The 13,856-nt window shown below is 75.3% G+C and carries 22 protein-coding genes and 2 pseudogenes; 9 read left to right on the top strand and 15 right to left on the bottom strand.

Annotation, left to right across the window (positions count from 1 at the left end):
• Window position 1 precedes the first annotated feature (1 nt).
• Window positions 2–448 carry an SRPBCC family protein gene (locus ACQPX6_RS19205; protein WP_433782034.1) on the top strand — a complete coding sequence of 149 codons (447 nt, stop codon included), beginning with the start codon at window positions 2–4 and terminating at the stop codon, window positions 446–448.
• A gap of 3 nt (window positions 449–451) precedes the next feature.
• On the opposite strand, the gene ACQPX6_RS19210 is transcribed toward ACQPX6_RS19205, so the two are convergent.
• Window positions 452–748: a hypothetical protein gene (locus ACQPX6_RS19210; RefSeq protein WP_433782035.1), complete on the bottom strand. Its 297-nt coding sequence runs from the start codon at window positions 746–748 to the stop codon at window positions 452–454.
• Window positions 749–810: 62 nt separating this feature from the next.
• A pseudogene (locus ACQPX6_RS19215) lies at window positions 811–1,116 on the bottom strand (maleylpyruvate isomerase N-terminal domain-containing protein); the annotation flags it as partial.
• Here ACQPX6_RS19215 and ACQPX6_RS19220 point away from each other — a divergent pair.
• Window positions 1,102–1,440, top strand: coding sequence for an MmcQ/YjbR family DNA-binding protein (locus tag ACQPX6_RS19220; RefSeq protein WP_433782036.1), 339 nt, complete (start codon window positions 1,102–1,104; stop codon window positions 1,438–1,440). The pseudogene ACQPX6_RS19215 and the gene ACQPX6_RS19220 overlap by 15 nt on opposite strands.
• Before the next feature lies 1 nt (window position 1,441).
• Here the strand turns inward: ACQPX6_RS19220 and ACQPX6_RS19225 are convergent, their stop codons facing one another.
• The 3 genes from ACQPX6_RS19225 to ACQPX6_RS19235 form a co-directional block, all read right to left on the bottom strand.
• On the bottom strand, window positions 1,442–2,797 hold the full coding sequence (locus ACQPX6_RS19225) for a DUF222 domain-containing protein (RefSeq protein ID WP_433782037.1): 1,356 nt from the start codon (window positions 2,795–2,797) through the stop codon (window positions 1,442–1,444).
• Window positions 2,798–2,953: 156 nt separating this feature from the next.
• The gene (locus ACQPX6_RS19230) at window positions 2,954–3,166 is read right to left on the bottom strand and encodes a DUF4236 domain-containing protein (protein WP_433782038.1); all 213 of its coding nucleotides are present in this window, start codon (window positions 3,164–3,166) and stop codon (window positions 2,954–2,956) included.
• Between the two features lie 77 nt (window positions 3,167–3,243).
• The gene (locus ACQPX6_RS19235) at window positions 3,244–3,621 is read right to left on the bottom strand and encodes a DUF4406 domain-containing protein (RefSeq protein WP_433782039.1); all 378 of its coding nucleotides are present in this window, start codon (window positions 3,619–3,621) and stop codon (window positions 3,244–3,246) included.
• Between the two features lie 48 nt (window positions 3,622–3,669).
• Here ACQPX6_RS19235 and ACQPX6_RS19240 point away from each other — a divergent pair, with 48 nt between their 5' ends.
• On the top strand, window positions 3,670–4,422 hold the full coding sequence (locus ACQPX6_RS19240; protein WP_433782040.1) for a DeoR/GlpR family DNA-binding transcription regulator: 753 nt from the start codon (window positions 3,670–3,672) through the stop codon (window positions 4,420–4,422).
• Between the two features lie 2 nt (window positions 4,423–4,424).
• Here the strand turns inward: ACQPX6_RS19240 and ACQPX6_RS19245 are convergent, their stop codons facing one another.
• Window positions 4,425–5,054, bottom strand: a complete 630-nt coding sequence (locus ACQPX6_RS19245; protein ID WP_433782041.1) for an FMN-dependent NADH-azoreductase — start codon at window positions 5,052–5,054, stop codon at window positions 4,425–4,427.
• Between the two features lie 74 nt (window positions 5,055–5,128).
• On the opposite strand from ACQPX6_RS19245, the gene ACQPX6_RS19250 reads away from it, so the two are divergent.
• The gene (locus ACQPX6_RS19250) at window positions 5,129–5,599 is read left to right on the top strand and encodes a MarR family winged helix-turn-helix transcriptional regulator (RefSeq protein ID WP_433782042.1); all 471 of its coding nucleotides are present in this window, start codon (window positions 5,129–5,131) and stop codon (window positions 5,597–5,599) included.
• Window positions 5,600–5,609: 10 nt separating this feature from the next.
• Here ACQPX6_RS19250 and ACQPX6_RS19255 read toward each other — a convergent pair whose 3' ends face one another.
• The gene (locus tag ACQPX6_RS19255; RefSeq protein WP_433782043.1) at window positions 5,610–6,443 is read right to left on the bottom strand and encodes a methyltransferase domain-containing protein; all 834 of its coding nucleotides are present in this window, start codon (window positions 6,441–6,443) and stop codon (window positions 5,610–5,612) included.
• 83 nt (window positions 6,444–6,526) lie between these two features.
• Between ACQPX6_RS19255 and ACQPX6_RS19260 the strand changes: the two genes are divergently transcribed.
• Complete coding sequence (locus tag ACQPX6_RS19260; RefSeq protein WP_433782044.1) at window positions 6,527–6,844, top strand: hypothetical protein; 318 nt, start codon at window positions 6,527–6,529, stop codon at window positions 6,842–6,844.
• A gap of 126 nt (window positions 6,845–6,970) precedes the next feature.
• Here ACQPX6_RS19260 and ACQPX6_RS19265 read toward each other — a convergent pair whose 3' ends face one another.
• The 8 genes and pseudogenes from ACQPX6_RS19265 to ACQPX6_RS19300 form a co-directional block, all read right to left on the bottom strand.
• Window positions 6,971–7,174, bottom strand: coding sequence for a cold-shock protein (locus ACQPX6_RS19265; protein ID WP_433782045.1), 204 nt, complete (start codon window positions 7,172–7,174; stop codon window positions 6,971–6,973).
• Between the two features lie 228 nt (window positions 7,175–7,402).
• Complete coding sequence (locus tag ACQPX6_RS19270) at window positions 7,403–8,602, bottom strand: MFS transporter (protein ID WP_433782046.1); 1,200 nt, start codon at window positions 8,600–8,602, stop codon at window positions 7,403–7,405.
• 60 nt (window positions 8,603–8,662) lie between these two features.
• Window positions 8,663–9,253 (bottom strand): nitrile hydratase subunit alpha, encoded by a 591-nt coding sequence (locus ACQPX6_RS19275; protein ID WP_433782047.1) that lies wholly within the window; start codon window positions 9,251–9,253, stop codon window positions 8,663–8,665.
• Entirely contained in the window at window positions 9,250–9,537 is a 288-nt protein-coding gene (locus ACQPX6_RS19280; RefSeq protein ID WP_433782048.1) for an SH3-like domain-containing protein, read from the bottom strand. Before ACQPX6_RS19280 ends, ACQPX6_RS19275 begins: the two co-directional genes overlap by 4 nt.
• The gene (locus tag ACQPX6_RS19285) at window positions 9,530–9,814 is read right to left on the bottom strand and encodes a hypothetical protein (protein ID WP_433782049.1); all 285 of its coding nucleotides are present in this window, start codon (window positions 9,812–9,814) and stop codon (window positions 9,530–9,532) included. Before ACQPX6_RS19285 ends, ACQPX6_RS19280 begins: the two co-directional genes overlap by 8 nt.
• Window positions 9,815–9,824: 10 nt before the next feature.
• Entirely contained in the window at window positions 9,825–10,064 is a 240-nt protein-coding gene (locus ACQPX6_RS19290; RefSeq protein ID WP_433788418.1) for a hypothetical protein, read from the bottom strand.
• Window positions 10,065–10,085: 21 nt separating this feature from the next.
• Window positions 10,086–11,217, bottom strand: a pseudogene (locus ACQPX6_RS19295) (pyridoxal phosphate-dependent decarboxylase family protein); the annotation flags it as partial.
• Window positions 11,199–11,966 carry a class I SAM-dependent methyltransferase gene (locus ACQPX6_RS19300; RefSeq protein WP_433782050.1) on the bottom strand — a complete coding sequence of 256 codons (768 nt, stop codon included), beginning with the start codon at window positions 11,964–11,966 and terminating at the stop codon, window positions 11,199–11,201. The pseudogene ACQPX6_RS19295 and the gene ACQPX6_RS19300, both read right to left, overlap by 19 nt.
• A gap of 128 nt (window positions 11,967–12,094) precedes the next feature.
• Between ACQPX6_RS19300 and ACQPX6_RS19305 the strand changes: the two genes are divergently transcribed.
• The 4 genes from ACQPX6_RS19305 (at window position 12,095) to ACQPX6_RS19320 (ending at window position 13,725) form a co-directional block, all read left to right on the top strand.
• Window positions 12,095–12,265 (top strand): hypothetical protein, encoded by a 171-nt coding sequence (locus tag ACQPX6_RS19305; RefSeq protein WP_433782051.1) that lies wholly within the window; start codon window positions 12,095–12,097, stop codon window positions 12,263–12,265.
• Window positions 12,262–12,939 (top strand): hypothetical protein, encoded by a 678-nt coding sequence (locus ACQPX6_RS19310; RefSeq protein ID WP_433782052.1) that lies wholly within the window; start codon window positions 12,262–12,264, stop codon window positions 12,937–12,939. The genes ACQPX6_RS19305 and ACQPX6_RS19310 overlap by 4 nt, the downstream gene beginning before the upstream one ends.
• Window positions 12,940–13,059: 120 nt before the next feature.
• Window positions 13,060–13,509: a DUF5994 family protein gene (locus ACQPX6_RS19315; protein WP_433782053.1), complete on the top strand. Its 450-nt coding sequence runs from the start codon at window positions 13,060–13,062 to the stop codon at window positions 13,507–13,509.
• Between the two features lie 39 nt (window positions 13,510–13,548).
• Entirely contained in the window at window positions 13,549–13,725 is a 177-nt protein-coding gene (locus ACQPX6_RS19320; protein WP_433782054.1) for an RGCVC family protein, read from the top strand.
• Window positions 13,726–13,856 lie beyond the last annotated feature (131 nt).

Genomic DNA, 13,856 nt, shown 5'->3' on the forward strand with positions numbered 1-13,856 from the left:
CGTGAGCTCCCCCGAGAAGAGCATCGACGTGTCGGTCAGCGCCGACGCGGTGTGGGCAGTGCTGGCCGACGGCTGGCTCTACCCCCTGTGGGTCGTGGGTGCGACCCACATGCGCGCCGTGGACGACGACTGGCCGGCGGTCGGGTCGCAGCTGCACCACAGCGTCGGGGTGTGGCCGTTCCAGCTCTCGGACTCCACGACCGTGCTCGACGTCGCTCCCGGCCGGATGCTCACGCTGCAGGCCAAGGCGTGGCCGGCGGGCACCGCGCGCGTCGAGATCCGGCTCGAGCCGACCCCCGAGGGCTGCCGCATCCACATGGCCGAGGAGGCCGACCGCGGCATCGGGTGGCTGGTGCCGAGCGTCGTGCAGGCGCCCGGGATCCGGCTGCGCAACAGCGAGGCGCTCGCCCGCCTGCGCGACGTCGCCGAGCACCGCCACCACCGGTAACGGTCAGCCGACCCGGCGCCCCAGCCGCGCCAGCAGCTCGTCGCGCGACGCGGGACTCGCCGCGGCCACCGGCTCGCCGAACAGGCCCGGGCCGGTGAGCATGACCGGGTCGCCGCGCAGGTAGTCCAGCGCGCGGTCGACCCCGGCGGGGTCGAGGTCCTCGGCGAGCCCGGCGCCCCGCGCCAGGTCCCACTCGTGCACGGTGAGGTCGAGCAGCATCTGCTCGGCGTACTCGGCGACCGCGAGCGGCCCGAACGAGTGTGCACCGGGTCGGCGTGCGTCGCGGTCGCCGTCCAGCACGGCCGGGAGCCGGCGGCGGCGCGGCGCCAGGTGCCGATCGGGTCGTCCCGGAAGCGGTCGCCGGAGTACCGATCGCCGACCGCTTCCAACGGCTCGCCCGCCAGCACGTGCGGCGCCCAGAGGTGCTCGGAGCACAGGTGGGCGACGAGGTCGCGGACCGGCCAGTCGGTGCACGGCGTCGGGGCGTCCCAGGCGTGCGAGTCCACCGCCCGGACGCGGGCGGTGAAGCGGTCGATGGCGTCGGGCAGCAGCGCGCGGGCGTCGGCGGGGTGGGTCACGAGCAGGAGCCTGGCACGCCCCGCCACCGGCCTGAGCAGCGGCGGAGCGTCCCGACCGGCTGCTAGCGTCCTCGCGTGGCCGACGTGCACGACGTCCGCCGGTTCGCGCTCGGTCTCGCCGACGTCGAGGAGCGCGACTGCGACGGCTTCGACTTCCGGGTCCGCGGGCAGGGCTTCATCTGGTCCTACCCGGACCGCAGCGGCGGGCGCCGCGTCCTGCGCACCGACGTCGCCGTGCTGTTCGTCGGCGACGAGGCCGAGCGGCAGGCGCTGCTGCTCGGCGAGCCGGACCTCTTCTTCTCCACCCCGTCGTACGAGGGCCTGCCGCTGGTGCTGCTGCGGCTGCCCGAGGTGGACGTCGCCCGGCTCGGCGAGCTGGTCACCGACGCGTGGCGGATGCGCGTCGAGGGGTGAGTCAGGTGGGGACGCGTGGTCGTCCGCCGAGGCGTGGTGTCTGGTCGGGGTCGATCCAGGGTGGGGGTGTGAACCAGGGCAGGCCGTCGATCATCTCGAGCTGCCAGTGGTCGTGGTGGATGACGAGGTGGTGGTGCTGGCAGAGCAGCACCATGTTGTGCAGCTCGGTGTCGCCGCCGTCGAGCCAGTGGTGGATGTGGTGGGCGTGGCAGCGGCGGGGTGGTCGGGTGCAGCCGGGGAAGGCGCAGCCGCCGTCTCTGATGTTCAGCGCGCGGCGGATGGCGTCGGTGGCGGTGCGGGCCAGGCGCCCCACGTCGAGGGGTTCGGACTTCGACCCGAGAACCATGGGGATGATCTCGGCGTCGCAGGCCCAGCGGCGGACGGTGGCGGCGTCGGCGAGGTGCTCGGAGTCCAGCGTGCCGTGACCGACGGCCGCCTGGAGCCAGCGGTGATCCATCGTGATGGTCAGCAGCGGCCGCCCCATCGACCGCGGCGCCCGGCGCCGCAGCGCGGCCGGCGGCTCGGGCGTGCGCGGGGCGGGGATCAGCGCGTCCTCGACCTCCGGCTCGGAGTCGGCGGCCTCGGGCTGCGGCTCGGTGGGGTCTGCGGTGGTGTCGTCGTCGGCGAGGATGCCGCCGGCACCTTGCGCGCCGAGCACGAACTCGACCAGCGCTCCGGCCTGCCGGTTGCCCAGCGACCGGTCGTCGTCCGGCCCGGCCGGGGTGGAGGCGGCGTCGAAGCCCGCGCGGACGATCTCGGCGTTCACCGCCCCGCGGAAGGTGGCGGTCATCCGCAGCGTCCCGTCGCGCCGCGAGGAGATCAGCAGCTCATCGTCCCGCTCGTCGCGCGGGTCCGGGGCGGCCCCGTCGCGATCCAGATACGCCAGCATCCGCGCCGCCGCCTTCGCCAGCGCGTCGGGCGACAACTGGGTCGCCTTTTCGGCCAGCGTGGCCTCCGCCCACACCCAGTCCGCCGGATCGAGATCCTCGACCTTGTCCAACCGCGCCATGGTCCGCCGGATCACCGCCACATGACCCGACCCGATCTCCCCACCCGCGTAGACGGTGGCCGTACACGGCAGCCGCGGCGGCAAGGGCTCACCGGACAGGGCGAGCTGCGGAACGAGGTCCGCGGTCTCGTCGACCAGCCGGTCCGCGTCGCGCCGGTCGAGCCGGCCCAGATCCTGGAGCAGGCGCTCGGTGAACCGGTCCCCGGTCTGCTGCGCCACCCCGAGCCGCTGCAGGTCGGCGACGTCCTCCAACAACCGGTACTGCCCGCGGCGCAGGGCGACGTAGCGCTCCCGGACCCGGTCGAGCGCCTCCCGCTCGACCTGCCCCAGAACCCCACCTTCGCTCATGTGTTCGAAGCTAGACCACACCCCCGACAGTCCCACTGAGCTTCCGGGAGCAGGCCAGCCCCGACTGCCCATGGCTCGCCGAAGGGCGCCCGCCGCCCGTCCATCCGAGCGAAGGTGCCCTTCGCTCAGATCACCGCGACCCCGCCCCGACCACCGCTACGGTCGCGGCTCGCGGCCCTTGCTCTGCCAGTACCCGGGGCCGGGGGTGTCGACGGTGTGGCGCCCGCTCTTCGCGTTCCACGACCAGCGGCCGGCGCCGAGGCCCCAGCTGACGCCCTCCGGACCGAGGTGCAGCCGCACCGGGCCGAAGCGGTAGGTCTTGCGCAGGTGGTGGCGCGGGTGGACCCGGGGCAGCAGACGGAATCCCATGGGGAACCTCCTTCGTCGTCTCGACAACGGCTGCCCGGAGGCCGAGGTTCCCGAACGGGGCCGACCGGACGAATCGGTCAGGCCACCGGGACCTGCGCGGCGGGGATCTCGTCGAGCGAGGTGTAGACGGGCAGGCCGCGCTCGCGGGCGATCGCGACGTCCTGGTCGGCCCCGCGGGACTCCCCGGGCAGGCGGAGCACCGCGTCGGCGTGCTGGAGCAGGCGGTGGGCCGTCGGGTACATGACCTGCTCGGCGAGCGGGTCCGCGACGCCGCCGGCGCCTGCGCTCGCCAGCACGGGAAGGGCCACCCACTCGCCGATCATCGGCACGTGTCCCTTGGCGAAGATCGGCCACGCGGCCTCCTCGAGGCGGCGGAGGTTGCGGGCGAGGAGGGCGGGGTCGTCGCCGGTGCCGGAGCGGTAGGGGCCGGCGATGAGGATGAGGAGACTGTTCACGAACGAGGACGCTAGTATGGATGAACGCGCATAAACAAGGAGGACTACGTGCTGAGTGCACAGCGTCGCGATCTGTTGCTCGACCGGCTCCGCCGCGACGGCCGGGTCGTCGCCCGCGACGTCGCCGCCGAGCTGGGGGTCACCCACGACATGGTCCGGCGCGACCTCCGGGAGCTCGCGGCGGCCGGGCTCGTCCAGCGCGTGTACGGCGGCGCGCTGCCCGTCTCCCCCGCGGTGGCCGACTACGCCGCCCGCCGGTCGGTCGCCGAGGACAGCAAGCAGCGCGTCGCCGCGGCCGCGGCCGAACTGGTCGCCCCGGGTGCCGTCGTCGTGCTCGACGGCGGGACGACCGCGCTGGCGGTGGTCGGCGCGCTCCCCCGCGACCTGCGCGCCACCGTCGTCACCCACAGCCCGACGATCGCGGTCGCGCTCGCCGACCACCCGGGCGTCGAGGTCGAGATCCTCGGCGGCCGGCTCTTCCGGCACTCGATGGTGACGTGCGGCGCCGCGGCCGTGGAGGCCGTCGCGGGCGTGCGCGCCGACCTCTTCCTCCTCGGCGTCACCGGCGTCCACGCCGAGGCGGGGCTGACCACCGGCGACCGCGACGAGGCGGCGATGAAGCGCGCGCTGGCCGCCCACGCCGGCGACACCTGGGTGCTCGCCAGCTCGGAGAAGATCGGCGCGGCCTCGCCGTTCGCGGTGCTCCCCCTCGACGCCGTCAGCGGCGTGGTCACCGACGCCGCCGACGGCCCCGCCCTCGACGCCCTGGTGGAGGCCGGGGTGACGCTCGTGCGGGCGTGAGCTCAGAAGGTCGCCGCGACGTCGCGGGCCACGGCGTGGGCCTTGGTGCGCGCCTCGTCGGCGTCGCCCACCAGCGTCGGGTGGAAGCGGATCTCGCTGATGTCGTCGATGCCGGTCCACGTCAGCCAGTCCTCGAGGTAGGTGGACTGGAAGTCGCGCCCGAACGCCGGCCCGAGGGCCGGGCCCCAGACCGCGCTCGTGTAGACCGCGGCCGCCCGCTTGCCGCGGCCCGCCAGCAGGTGCGAGTAGCCCGTCACCGGGTCGACCCCGAACACCATCCCGGGCTGGGACACGACGTCGATGAACTGCTTGAGGACGTACGGGATGCCGCCGTTCCACATCGGGACGCTGAGCAGGAGGCGGTCGGCCGCGTCGTAGCGCTCGAAGGCCGCGCGGGCCGCCCGCCACGCGACGGCCTGCTCCCCCGCCGGCTCGGCGCCGCCGAACACGGTCATCTTGGCGCCGACCGCCGCGGGCCCGAACGACGGCAGCGTTCCGTCCCACAGGTCCCAGGTCTCGACGGTGTCGTCCGGGTGGTGCTCCCGGTACGTGTCCAGGAACGTCCCGGCGATCGCGAGCGACTCGCTGGCGGCGCCCCGGGGACTGGCGGCGAGGTGCAGCAGGTGGGCCATGATTCCTCCTCCAATAGGTGCGTACGCACGCAACATAATTAGGTGCGTGCGCACGCGTCAAGTACGGTCGCCCCGTGTCCCCCGCCGCTGCCGCCCCGCCGGACCCCGACGACCCCGGGGTGCGGGCCTGGTCATTGCTGCTGCGCACGCACGCCGCGCTCGTGCCCGTCGTGGGACGCGAGGTCGAGCGCGGCGCGCACCTGCCCCTGAGCTGGTACGACGTGCTCCTCGAGCTCAACGCGGCGCCGGAGCGACGCCTGCGCATCCAGGAGCTCGGGTCGCGCGTCGTGCTCTCCCGCTCGCGGATCAGCCGGCTCGTCGACGAGATGGCCGTCGAGGGCCTCGTCCGCCGCGACCCCGACGCGCAGGACCGGCGCGCGTCCTTCGCCGTCCTCACCGACGAGGGACGAGCCGGCCTGCGTCGCGCGGCGCCGATCTACCTCGACGCCGTCCGGCGCCACTTCACCGAGCACGTCCACCCCGACGAGCTCGCCGCGCTCCGCGACGCCCTCACCCGCGTGCTCGCCCCGCACGAGGGGCACTGACGCGGGTCCGTCAGCCCGGGACGGTCGCCGTGAACAGGTAGTAGCCGACGGCGCCGAACAGGTCGCCGCGGCGGTGCCGGTCCTCGACGATCGCGCGCCACCGCTCCCCCGCCGCGGCGTCGACCACGCCGTCGCGGGCGGCCGCAGCGCCGAGGCCGCCGAAGTACTGCGCCGCGAGCTCGATATCGAACACCACCATCCGGCTCGCGATCTCCACGTCGACCAGGCCGAGTCCGGCGAGCCGCGCGGTCAGGTCGCGCACGAGCCGCGCGTTCACCACCGCCGTGTCCGCCTCGTGGGCCAGGACGGCACGGGCCAGCGCCACGTCGGGGACGTTGACGGTGTTGGTGTCGAAGTCGGGCTCGATGATCGCGATCCGGCCGCCGGGACGCGTGGCCCGCACCATCTCGGCGAGCGCCCGGTCCGGGTGGTCGAGGTAGATCAGCACGCGTTCGGCGCGCGTCACGTCGGCGGTGTCGTCACCGACCGGCAGCCGCTGCGCGTCGCCCTGCTCGAAGACGACGTCCAGCCCGGCCGCGGTCGCGCGCCGGCGGCCCTCGTCGAGGAACTCGGCGGAGAGGTCGACCCCGGTCACCGTCCCGCCGGGCGCCACGAGCGGGGCGAGGCGCAGCGTCTCCAGCCCGAAGCCGCAGCCGACGTCGAGCACCCGGCGCCCCGGGCCCGTCGCGGTGCGCTCGACGGCCAGGGCCTTGAGCTCGCGCAGCAGCGGGAGCCGGTCGAACGCCTCGAGGGCGGCGACGTAGGTCGGCTCGACGGCGTGGTCGATGTCGGTGAAGTCGTGCAGCGAGATCGCCGGCTCGCCGGACGGGGACGGCTGCTCCACGGCGTCGATCGTGGCCGATCGGCGGGCGGGGGACCAGTAGTGGTCCGGACGCCCCTGTCGGCCGTGCCCCGTACGGTCGCGGCATGGACCCCGACGACGACGTGACGTCCGGCCTGCGCGAGGCGATCGAGGCGGCCCACGCGCCGCGGGCGCAGGTGCCCGCGCCCGAGTTCTCCGACGACGGGGGCGTGACGGTGTTCGACGAGTGGGGGCGTTCGGCCCGCCTCCAGCCGCTCGGGCAGCGGGTGCGCGTCACCCTCGTCGAGGGGGAGCACCTGGTCGCCGAGGGCGAGGTGGACAGCCCGGGACTCGTCGCGGGCATCGAGGCCCGCGGGTCGACCTACGAGGCCGTCGCCGCGTCACTCGACCTCGAGAACGGGCCCGGCCACAGGTCGGGATGAGAGGGGAAGGCTGTGGTCCCACGGGTATGAGGCGCGGGACCACAGCCCGGCAGACCGAGCGCGCACCCTGACGGCGGCGCTCCGGTCAAGCTCCTCCGTACGAAGCGGTGGAGATCAGTGCCGAGATCAGATGGCGCGCACCGAGTCCGCCTGGGGGCCCTTGGCGCCCTGGCTCGACTCGAAGCTGACCCGCTGGTTCTCCTCGAGCGAGCGGAAACCGCCGCCCTCGATGGCGGAGTAGTGGACGAAGATGTCCTTGCCCCCGTCATCAGGAGCGATGAAGCCGAAACCCTTTTCGGCGTTGAACCACTTGACCGTGCCGTCGGACATGCATCCTCATTCGTGTCGGGATCGAACGGGCCTTGGCCCGCCCCATGCAGTTGCCCGAACCCACGGCGACACGCGTCGGCGACGCGCTGTGCGAGCGGGGTCGATGTCACATGATCCACACAGCTCTGACACAGCGAGGAAGACGAGACGCAACTGACGTGACCGTAGCAGAGACACCGCGCCCCTCCCCCGGACGTACCCCGACGGAGGGCCGGGCGGACGAACGGTTCACCGGGCCGGCGCAGGCACGGCCGCGCGGTCGTCGACGGCCGCCCGGTGACGCAGCAGCAGGCGCCGCCCGACGAGCACGCCGGCGCCGGCGATGACCATGGCGATCGCGGCGACCACCCAGGCCGTGGCGAACGAGATGTGGGTGGCCAGGAGCCCGAAGCCGAGCGGGCCCAGGCAGCCACCCGCGTACACGCCGACCTGCACGATCGCCGTGGCTGCCGCCGGAGCCGCCGGGTTGAGGCGCACCACGGCGAACTGCAGCAGGCCTGGCCAGGACCACCCGAGCCCGAAGCCCAGGACGGTCCCGACGATCAGCGCGACCGATCCCGGGACGGCGAGCAGGACGACCCCGGCGCCGCCCAGGATCAGCGATCCGGCGACCACCGCGACGTGCCCACCGGAGCGCCGGTCGGCCAGCCAGCCGTGCAGCATCCGCACGAGCACCGCGACGACGCTGCCCAGCGTCAGCACGAGCCCGGCGAGCCCCGGCGCGACGCCCTGGTCGACCGCGGAGGCGACGAGGAAGATGCTCAGCCCGGTGGAGCTCGCCGCGCCGAGCCCCGCCGCGACGCCGATCACGGCCAGCGCCGTCGTCGCCCGGTCCGCGGTGCGGTCGGTGGCGCGGGACTCGGGGCCGGCGCCCCGCGGCGCCGCGGCCAGCGCCGCCAGCGCCAGCACGGCCGCGATCACGTAGGCCCAGCGCCACCCGACGGTCAGACCGACGGCGGGCACCGCGAGCCCCGCGAGGAGCGTCGCCAGCGGGACGCAGGCCTGCTTGACCCCGAACGAGAGCCCGAGGCGTTCCGCCGGCATCGCCCGGGCCAGCGTGAGGTTGGTGCTGAGCTGGCCCATGACGTTGGTCCACGCCCCGGCGAGCACGATCGCGACGACGGCGGCGTAGCTGCGGGCGACCACGGCGGTGAGCAGCATGGCGATCGCGGCGCCGACCAGCGCGATCCGGCTGGTGGTACGCGAACCGAGGCGCTCCACCAGCTTGCCGACGGGCAGCGACACCAGCGCCGACACGCCGAAGTAGGCGGAGACCACGAGGCCCAGCGCCGCCGGGTCGAACCCGAGCTCGTCGCCGACCTGCACTGAGAGCGCCCCGAGCAGGAACACCGGCAGCACCGTCGCGGTGGTGATCGCGACGGCGCCCGTGCCCACGCGCAGCGCCGACTGTCCCGACTGCTCCGTCATCGTGAGCAACGCTAAACGACTGTCGGGCGCCCGCGGGCCGGGCGCGACACACGCCACGGCTCAGACCAGGGCGGTACCGATCAGCCCCTTGCGCGTCACGAGCCCGGCGAGCGCCGCCTCGTCCAGGTCCTCGGTACCGGGCGGGCGCCGCGGCAGCACCATGTACCGCGACTCGGCGCTGGCGTCCCAGACGGTGATCCGCGTGGTGCCGGGCAGCTCGACCCCGAAGTCGCGCAGGACCGCGCGCGGCTCCCGGACGACGCGCGAGCGGTAGGCCTCGCTCTTGTACCAGCCCGGCGACGGCCCGAGCAGCGCGATCGGGTAGCAGGAGCACAGGGTGCACACGACGACGTGGTGCTCGTCCTCCTCGTTGGCGACCACGGTCAGCTGCTGCTCCTGGAGCCCGCCCGCCATCGAGTACCCGAGCTCGCCGATCGCGGTGTTCGCGTCGGCCAGCAGCTGCGCGCGGAACCCCGCGGCGAGCCAGGCCCGCGCGGCGATGGCCGCCCCGTGCGCGGGCGACCCGCCGGCGGCGAGGGCGTCGATGCGCTCGTCGATCTCGCCGGCCGCGAGCCAGCCGCGCTGCTCGAGCAGGGCCTCGACGTGGCGCACGCGCGCGGCCACCGGCGCGTCGTCGTGGGTGGCGCTCATCGTCGTGGCCCCTCCCCCACCGGCTCCAGGTAGTCCTCCCAGAGCTCGAGGACGACGGCGTGGTCGCCCGCGCCGAAGAGGTCGGTCGCGCGGAACCGCACGTGGTAGACGGCCCGCGGCGTCGAGGCGAGCCCGCGGGCGCGCTCGTCGGCCAGCGGGTGGTGTCCCGCCGTGCCGAGCACCTCGCCGTGCGCGCCGCGGGCGTAGCGGGGCAGGCGGGTGTGGTGCGGCGGGTCGGCGATGCGGGTGCGCACGCGGTCGCCCGGCGCGAAGCGGTCAGCCACCGGCGAGCTCCTCAGGTGTGGCGATCCCCTTCTCGGCGAGCAGCGACGTGATCGCCCGGAACCACTTCTCGTAGTACGAGGCCGCGAGGTACTCCTGCGGCGGGATGCGCTCGATCGCGTCGCGGAACTCGTCGAGGTCGTAGACGCCCCGGCGCAGCAGCGCGGCGTTGAGCGCGACGACGTGGGCCTCCCAGTCGGCGTGGAACACCGGCTCGTCGGGCTCCTCGACGACCGCGGGGAAGCCGACCATCCCGCCCACGTCGTTGATGCGGCTCACGAGGGCGTTCCTACCCCCGCCGGGCAGCCTCGACCAGGGCCAGCACGCGGTCCGTGGAGCGGGTGACGTCCTGCGGGGTCGTCGACCAGTTCGACACCGACAGGCGCAGGGCCGGGCGGCCGTCCCAGACGCTGGTGCCGATCCAGCAGGTGCCGTCGCGCTGGACGGCGGCCGCGAGATCGCGGGCGTCAGGACCGGCAGGGTGGCGCGGGCGGAACAGGACCTGGTTGAGCTCGACGGCGTTGAGCACCTCGATCCCCGGGTGCCGCCCGAGCTCGTCGGCGGCCTGGCGGGCCAGGGCGCAGCAGCGCTCGACGAGGTCGGCGACGCCCCGGCGGCCGAGGCTGCGCAGCGCCGCGTACACCGGCGTCGCCCGTGCCCGCCGGGAGCTCTCGGGGACCCGGCTCGAGGGGTCGAGCTCGGAGAACCCGATGTAGGCCGCCGATGTCGTCAGCGCGCCGGCCAGCGCCGTCCGGTCGCGGACGACGGCCATGCCGCAGTCGTAGGGGACGTTGAGCCACTTGTGCGCGTCGACCGCCCACGAGTCGGCGCGCGACGCCCGCGACGAGGTGCCGCCGGGCCGGCGCGGCGGCGGCCCACAGGCCGAAGGCGCCGTCGACGTGGAGCCAGGCGTCGTCCCGGTCCGCGAGGGCGTCGGCGATCGCGGCGAAGGGGTCGCTCGCCCCGGTGTCGACGTTGCCCGCCTGCGCGCACACGAGCACCGGGCCCGCGAGGTCGTCGAGCCGCGCCCGCAGCGCGTCGGCGCGCATCCGCCCCTGGTCGTCCGCCGGCACCCGCACCGCGCGGCGAGCGCCGAGGCCGAGCAGGCGCAGCGCCTGGAGCAGCGTCGCGTGCGCCTGCTCGCCGATCACCACGGTCGGCACGGGCGCGCCCGCGAGCCCGTCCTCCTCGCCGTCCCAGCCCTGACCGAGCAGCAGCGCGCGGCGAGCCGCCGCGAGGCACGACACGTTGGCCATCTGGGCGCCGGTGACGAACCCGACCGCCGCGTCGCCCGGCAGCCCGAGCAGGTCGAGCACCCACCGCCCGGCGATCTCCTCGACCACCGCGGCGGCCGGCGACATCACGTGGACGGCGGCGTTCTGGTCGGCGGCGGAGACCATCCAGTCCGCGCCCAGTGCCGCGGGCAGCGACCCGCCGGTGACGAAGCCGAAGTAGCGCGGGCCGGCGCTCGCCACCAGGCCGGGCTCGAGCGTGGTGGCGAGGTCGTCGAGCACCTGCGTCGCCGGGACGCCGTCCTCGGGGAGCTCGGCGTCGATCCGCACCGCGCCCGGAGCCACGGGCACGCCGACGGGCCGCTCCCCGAGCCCCGCGAGCCAGGCGCCGGCCCACCGCCGCGCCCGGTCCAGGACCTCGTCGAACGCGCTCAACGCGGCCGGACCCACCCCGTGACGAAGGCGAAGTGGTCGTCGAAGCGGATGACGGGGTCGTCGCGGTAGGCGTGGCGGAACTGCGCGATGCCCGCCTGGAGCTCGTCCTCGGAGAACTCGTCGAGCACCGAGAGGTACCGCGACTCGAGCAGGTGGACGTAGCGCTCGCGGTCGACGGTGGTGTGGAAGGTGCGGTGGCTGACCGACGTCCGCAGGCCGGCCTCGGCCAGCACGTCGACGATCTCCTGGGGCTCGGGCTGCAGCGCGCGGAACCGCTCGTGGGCCTCCTGGAACAGGGGGTGGCGCAGCGTCCGCGGCAGCATCACGACCAGCAGCCGCCCGTGGGGCGAGAGCAGCCCCACCAGCCCCCGGAGGGTGGCGCGCCGGTCGGCGAGGTGGTGGATCGACTCCTTGAGGACGATCGCGTCGAGCGGGACGTCGTCGGGCAGCGCGATGCGCCCGGAGGCGAGGTCCTCCGCGCCCGCGAGCAGCGGGCGGAGGCCGGGCAGGCGCGGGAGCTGGTCGAGCATCGCCGGCACGGGGTCGACGCACAGGATGGGGCGCTCCGGGCGGACCTCCTCGCAGAGCCGGCGCGTGTAGAGGCCGGTGCCGCAGCCGATGTCGGCGATGGCGTCCGAACCCCCGAGCCGCAGCGCGCCGACGATGGCCTGCGCGAACCCGCGGACGTACTCGGGGTCGTAGTTCCACTGGTCGTCGTAGTCGACGGCGACGCGCTCGTAGTGCTCGGCGATCCGATCGGTCATGACGGCTCCCTGGCGCGGGGCAGACGGGCAGACGGGCCGAGGGCCCGGGGCGGGGGCAGGGTGGCAGATCGGGAGCAGGTCGGGCGAGATCCTGGTGCCGGGACGGCCGACGTGGCAGCGTTCCCGGTGTGGACATCGGACCCGTCCGTCGACGCTTCACCGCCGAACCCGTCAGCTCGCCCGTGCCCGGCGAGAAGCCGTCGGTGCACGAGCCCTCCGCCGAGGAGCGCAGCGGGTCGGCGCCCGGGCCGACGCAGCGCGACGCCGCCACGAGCACCGGGACCCTGCGCGCCCCGTGAGCCTCCCGCTCGACCCGCCTCGCCGGGACCGGGCCCCGGAGCAGCTGCCCGTCAGCGACGCCCCCGACCTGCCGCACCCCGTGCTCGGCTGGCGCACGTGGCGGGTGGGCCGGCGGGCCCGTCAGCGGACCGACCTCGTCGCGCCCCTCGCGGGCGTCACCTGGCCGTCGCGGCAGCCGATGGTCGCGTCGTGCGGGTCGGCGCGGCACACGCCGCCCGGTGACGGCTGCGCCTGCGGTCTCTACGCGGTCGCCGAGCCGGGCGCGCTGCAGTGGGGCATCTCGGACCACGAGGTGCTCGGGGTCGTCGCGCTCTGGGGGCAGATCGTCGAGGGCGGGCGCGGCTGGCGCGCCTCGCACGCCTACCCCCGGTTCGTGCTCACCGGGCCGGCCATCGCCGGTGAGCAGCGCGCCGCGATCTCCCGGCGGTACGGCGTGCCCGTGCACCGCAGCGAGGTGCCCCCGCGCGACCTCGCCGCCCTCCTGGGCGCCGAGCCCGCGGTGGCCGACCGGCTCCGGCGCGGCGACGAGGCCGAGATCGAGGCGGTCCTGACCGAACGGATGCCGGGGTGGACGCAGCGCTGGCACGAGCGGCGCGCGCAGGCCGAGGCCGCTGCGGCCGCGGCGTCGCGGGGGCCGCGCGCCGTGCTCGCCGGGCTGTGGCGACGGGGCTGACGGCCCCGCCGGGGAGTATCGTCAGCTACACCGAGGATCTCCTGCACGACGGTGGACGAACCGTCGTCGTCGTCGGCGCAGTCCTCGCCCGGTCACCGCACCGGAGACGGGAGTGCCGGCATGAGCCCGGCTCCCTCCACCACCGATGTCGCCACCGTTCCTGCGGGCTCCGCCGACGGCGCGGCGCGCCTGCGCCTCAAGCCCGCCGCCCCGCCCTCGGGTGCCGTCGACGGCGGCTGGTGGCCGCGCTCGCGCGACCTGGCCGCCGAGCTGCCCGCACTGCTCGACGGGCTCGGCGACCGGTCCGGGCCGGTGGCGCGGGTCGCCTACCACCTCGACGGCTGGGATCCCGCGCCCCGGCGCCTGCCGAAGGGCGCCCGGCTCGAGGGGTTCCGCACGACCGACCCCCGCATCCTCACCGTCGCCGGCCGCGACGGGAAGCGGCTCGTCCTGCTCGTGGTGCCGTCCTCGACCGAGGACGCCCCCGCGGAGGCCGCCCTCGACGCGGCAGCGCACACGGGCGACGCGGGCGACACGCGCACCACCGCCGACCTGCTCGCCGGCTCCTGAGCCCACCGCCGGCGACCCCACCGCTCCACGGAGGACCCCATGAACACCCCCGCCCCGGCCACGACCGACGACGCCCAGGCCATGGACACCGACCCGTCGTGCACCGTCTGCCCGCACACCTGGTCGGAGCACGACGCGCTCGGCCGCCGCTTCTGCACCGCCACCCGCGACGTGGGGTGGTCGCGGGGCTGCATCTGCCCCGCCGGCACGACCTGACACGGCCTGACACGGCCCGACACCGCTCGGCGATCCCGAGAAATGTCGCGGACGGCCGGCGGCCGTACCGCGGGGTAGTGCCGTACGGTGCGCCGCCGCCGTTCCCGCGCGCCGAAGTCGGTCGCGTACGA

This window comes from Actinomycetospora sp. CA-101289, assembly GCF_050955895.1.
Classification (GTDB): domain Bacteria; phylum Actinomycetota; class Actinomycetes; order Mycobacteriales; family Pseudonocardiaceae; genus Actinomycetospora.

Coding starts and splice junctions, on each gene's coding strand:
- ACQPX6_RS19225 (WP_433782037.1), bottom strand. CDS start 2,797: ATGAGCGAAGGTGGGGTTCTGGGGCAGGTCGAGCGGGAGGCGCTCGAC.
- ACQPX6_RS19230 (WP_433782038.1), bottom strand. CDS start 3,166: ATGGGATTCCGTCTGCTGCCCCGGGTCCACCCGCGCCACCACCTGCGC.
- ACQPX6_RS19245 (WP_433782041.1), bottom strand. CDS start 5,054: ATGGCCCACCTGCTGCACCTCGCCGCCAGTCCCCGGGGCGCCGCCAGC.
- ACQPX6_RS19260 (WP_433782044.1), top strand. CDS start 6,527: ATGGACCCCGACGACGACGTGACGTCCGGCCTGCGCGAGGCGATCGAG.
- ACQPX6_RS19265 (WP_433782045.1), bottom strand. CDS start 7,174: ATGTCCGACGGCACGGTCAAGTGGTTCAACGCCGAAAAGGGTTTCGGC.
- ACQPX6_RS19270 (WP_433782046.1), bottom strand. CDS start 8,602: ATGACGGAGCAGTCGGGACAGTCGGCGCTGCGCGTGGGCACGGGCGCC.
- ACQPX6_RS19275 (WP_433782047.1), bottom strand. CDS start 9,253: ATGAGCGCCACCCACGACGACGCGCCGGTGGCCGCGCGCGTGCGCCAC.
- ACQPX6_RS19300 (WP_433782050.1), bottom strand. CDS start 11,966: ATGACCGATCGGATCGCCGAGCACTACGAGCGCGTCGCCGTCGACTAC.
- ACQPX6_RS19315 (WP_433782053.1), top strand. CDS start 13,060: ATGAGCCCGGCTCCCTCCACCACCGATGTCGCCACCGTTCCTGCGGGC.
- ACQPX6_RS19320 (WP_433782054.1), top strand. CDS start 13,549: ATGAACACCCCCGCCCCGGCCACGACCGACGACGCCCAGGCCATGGAC.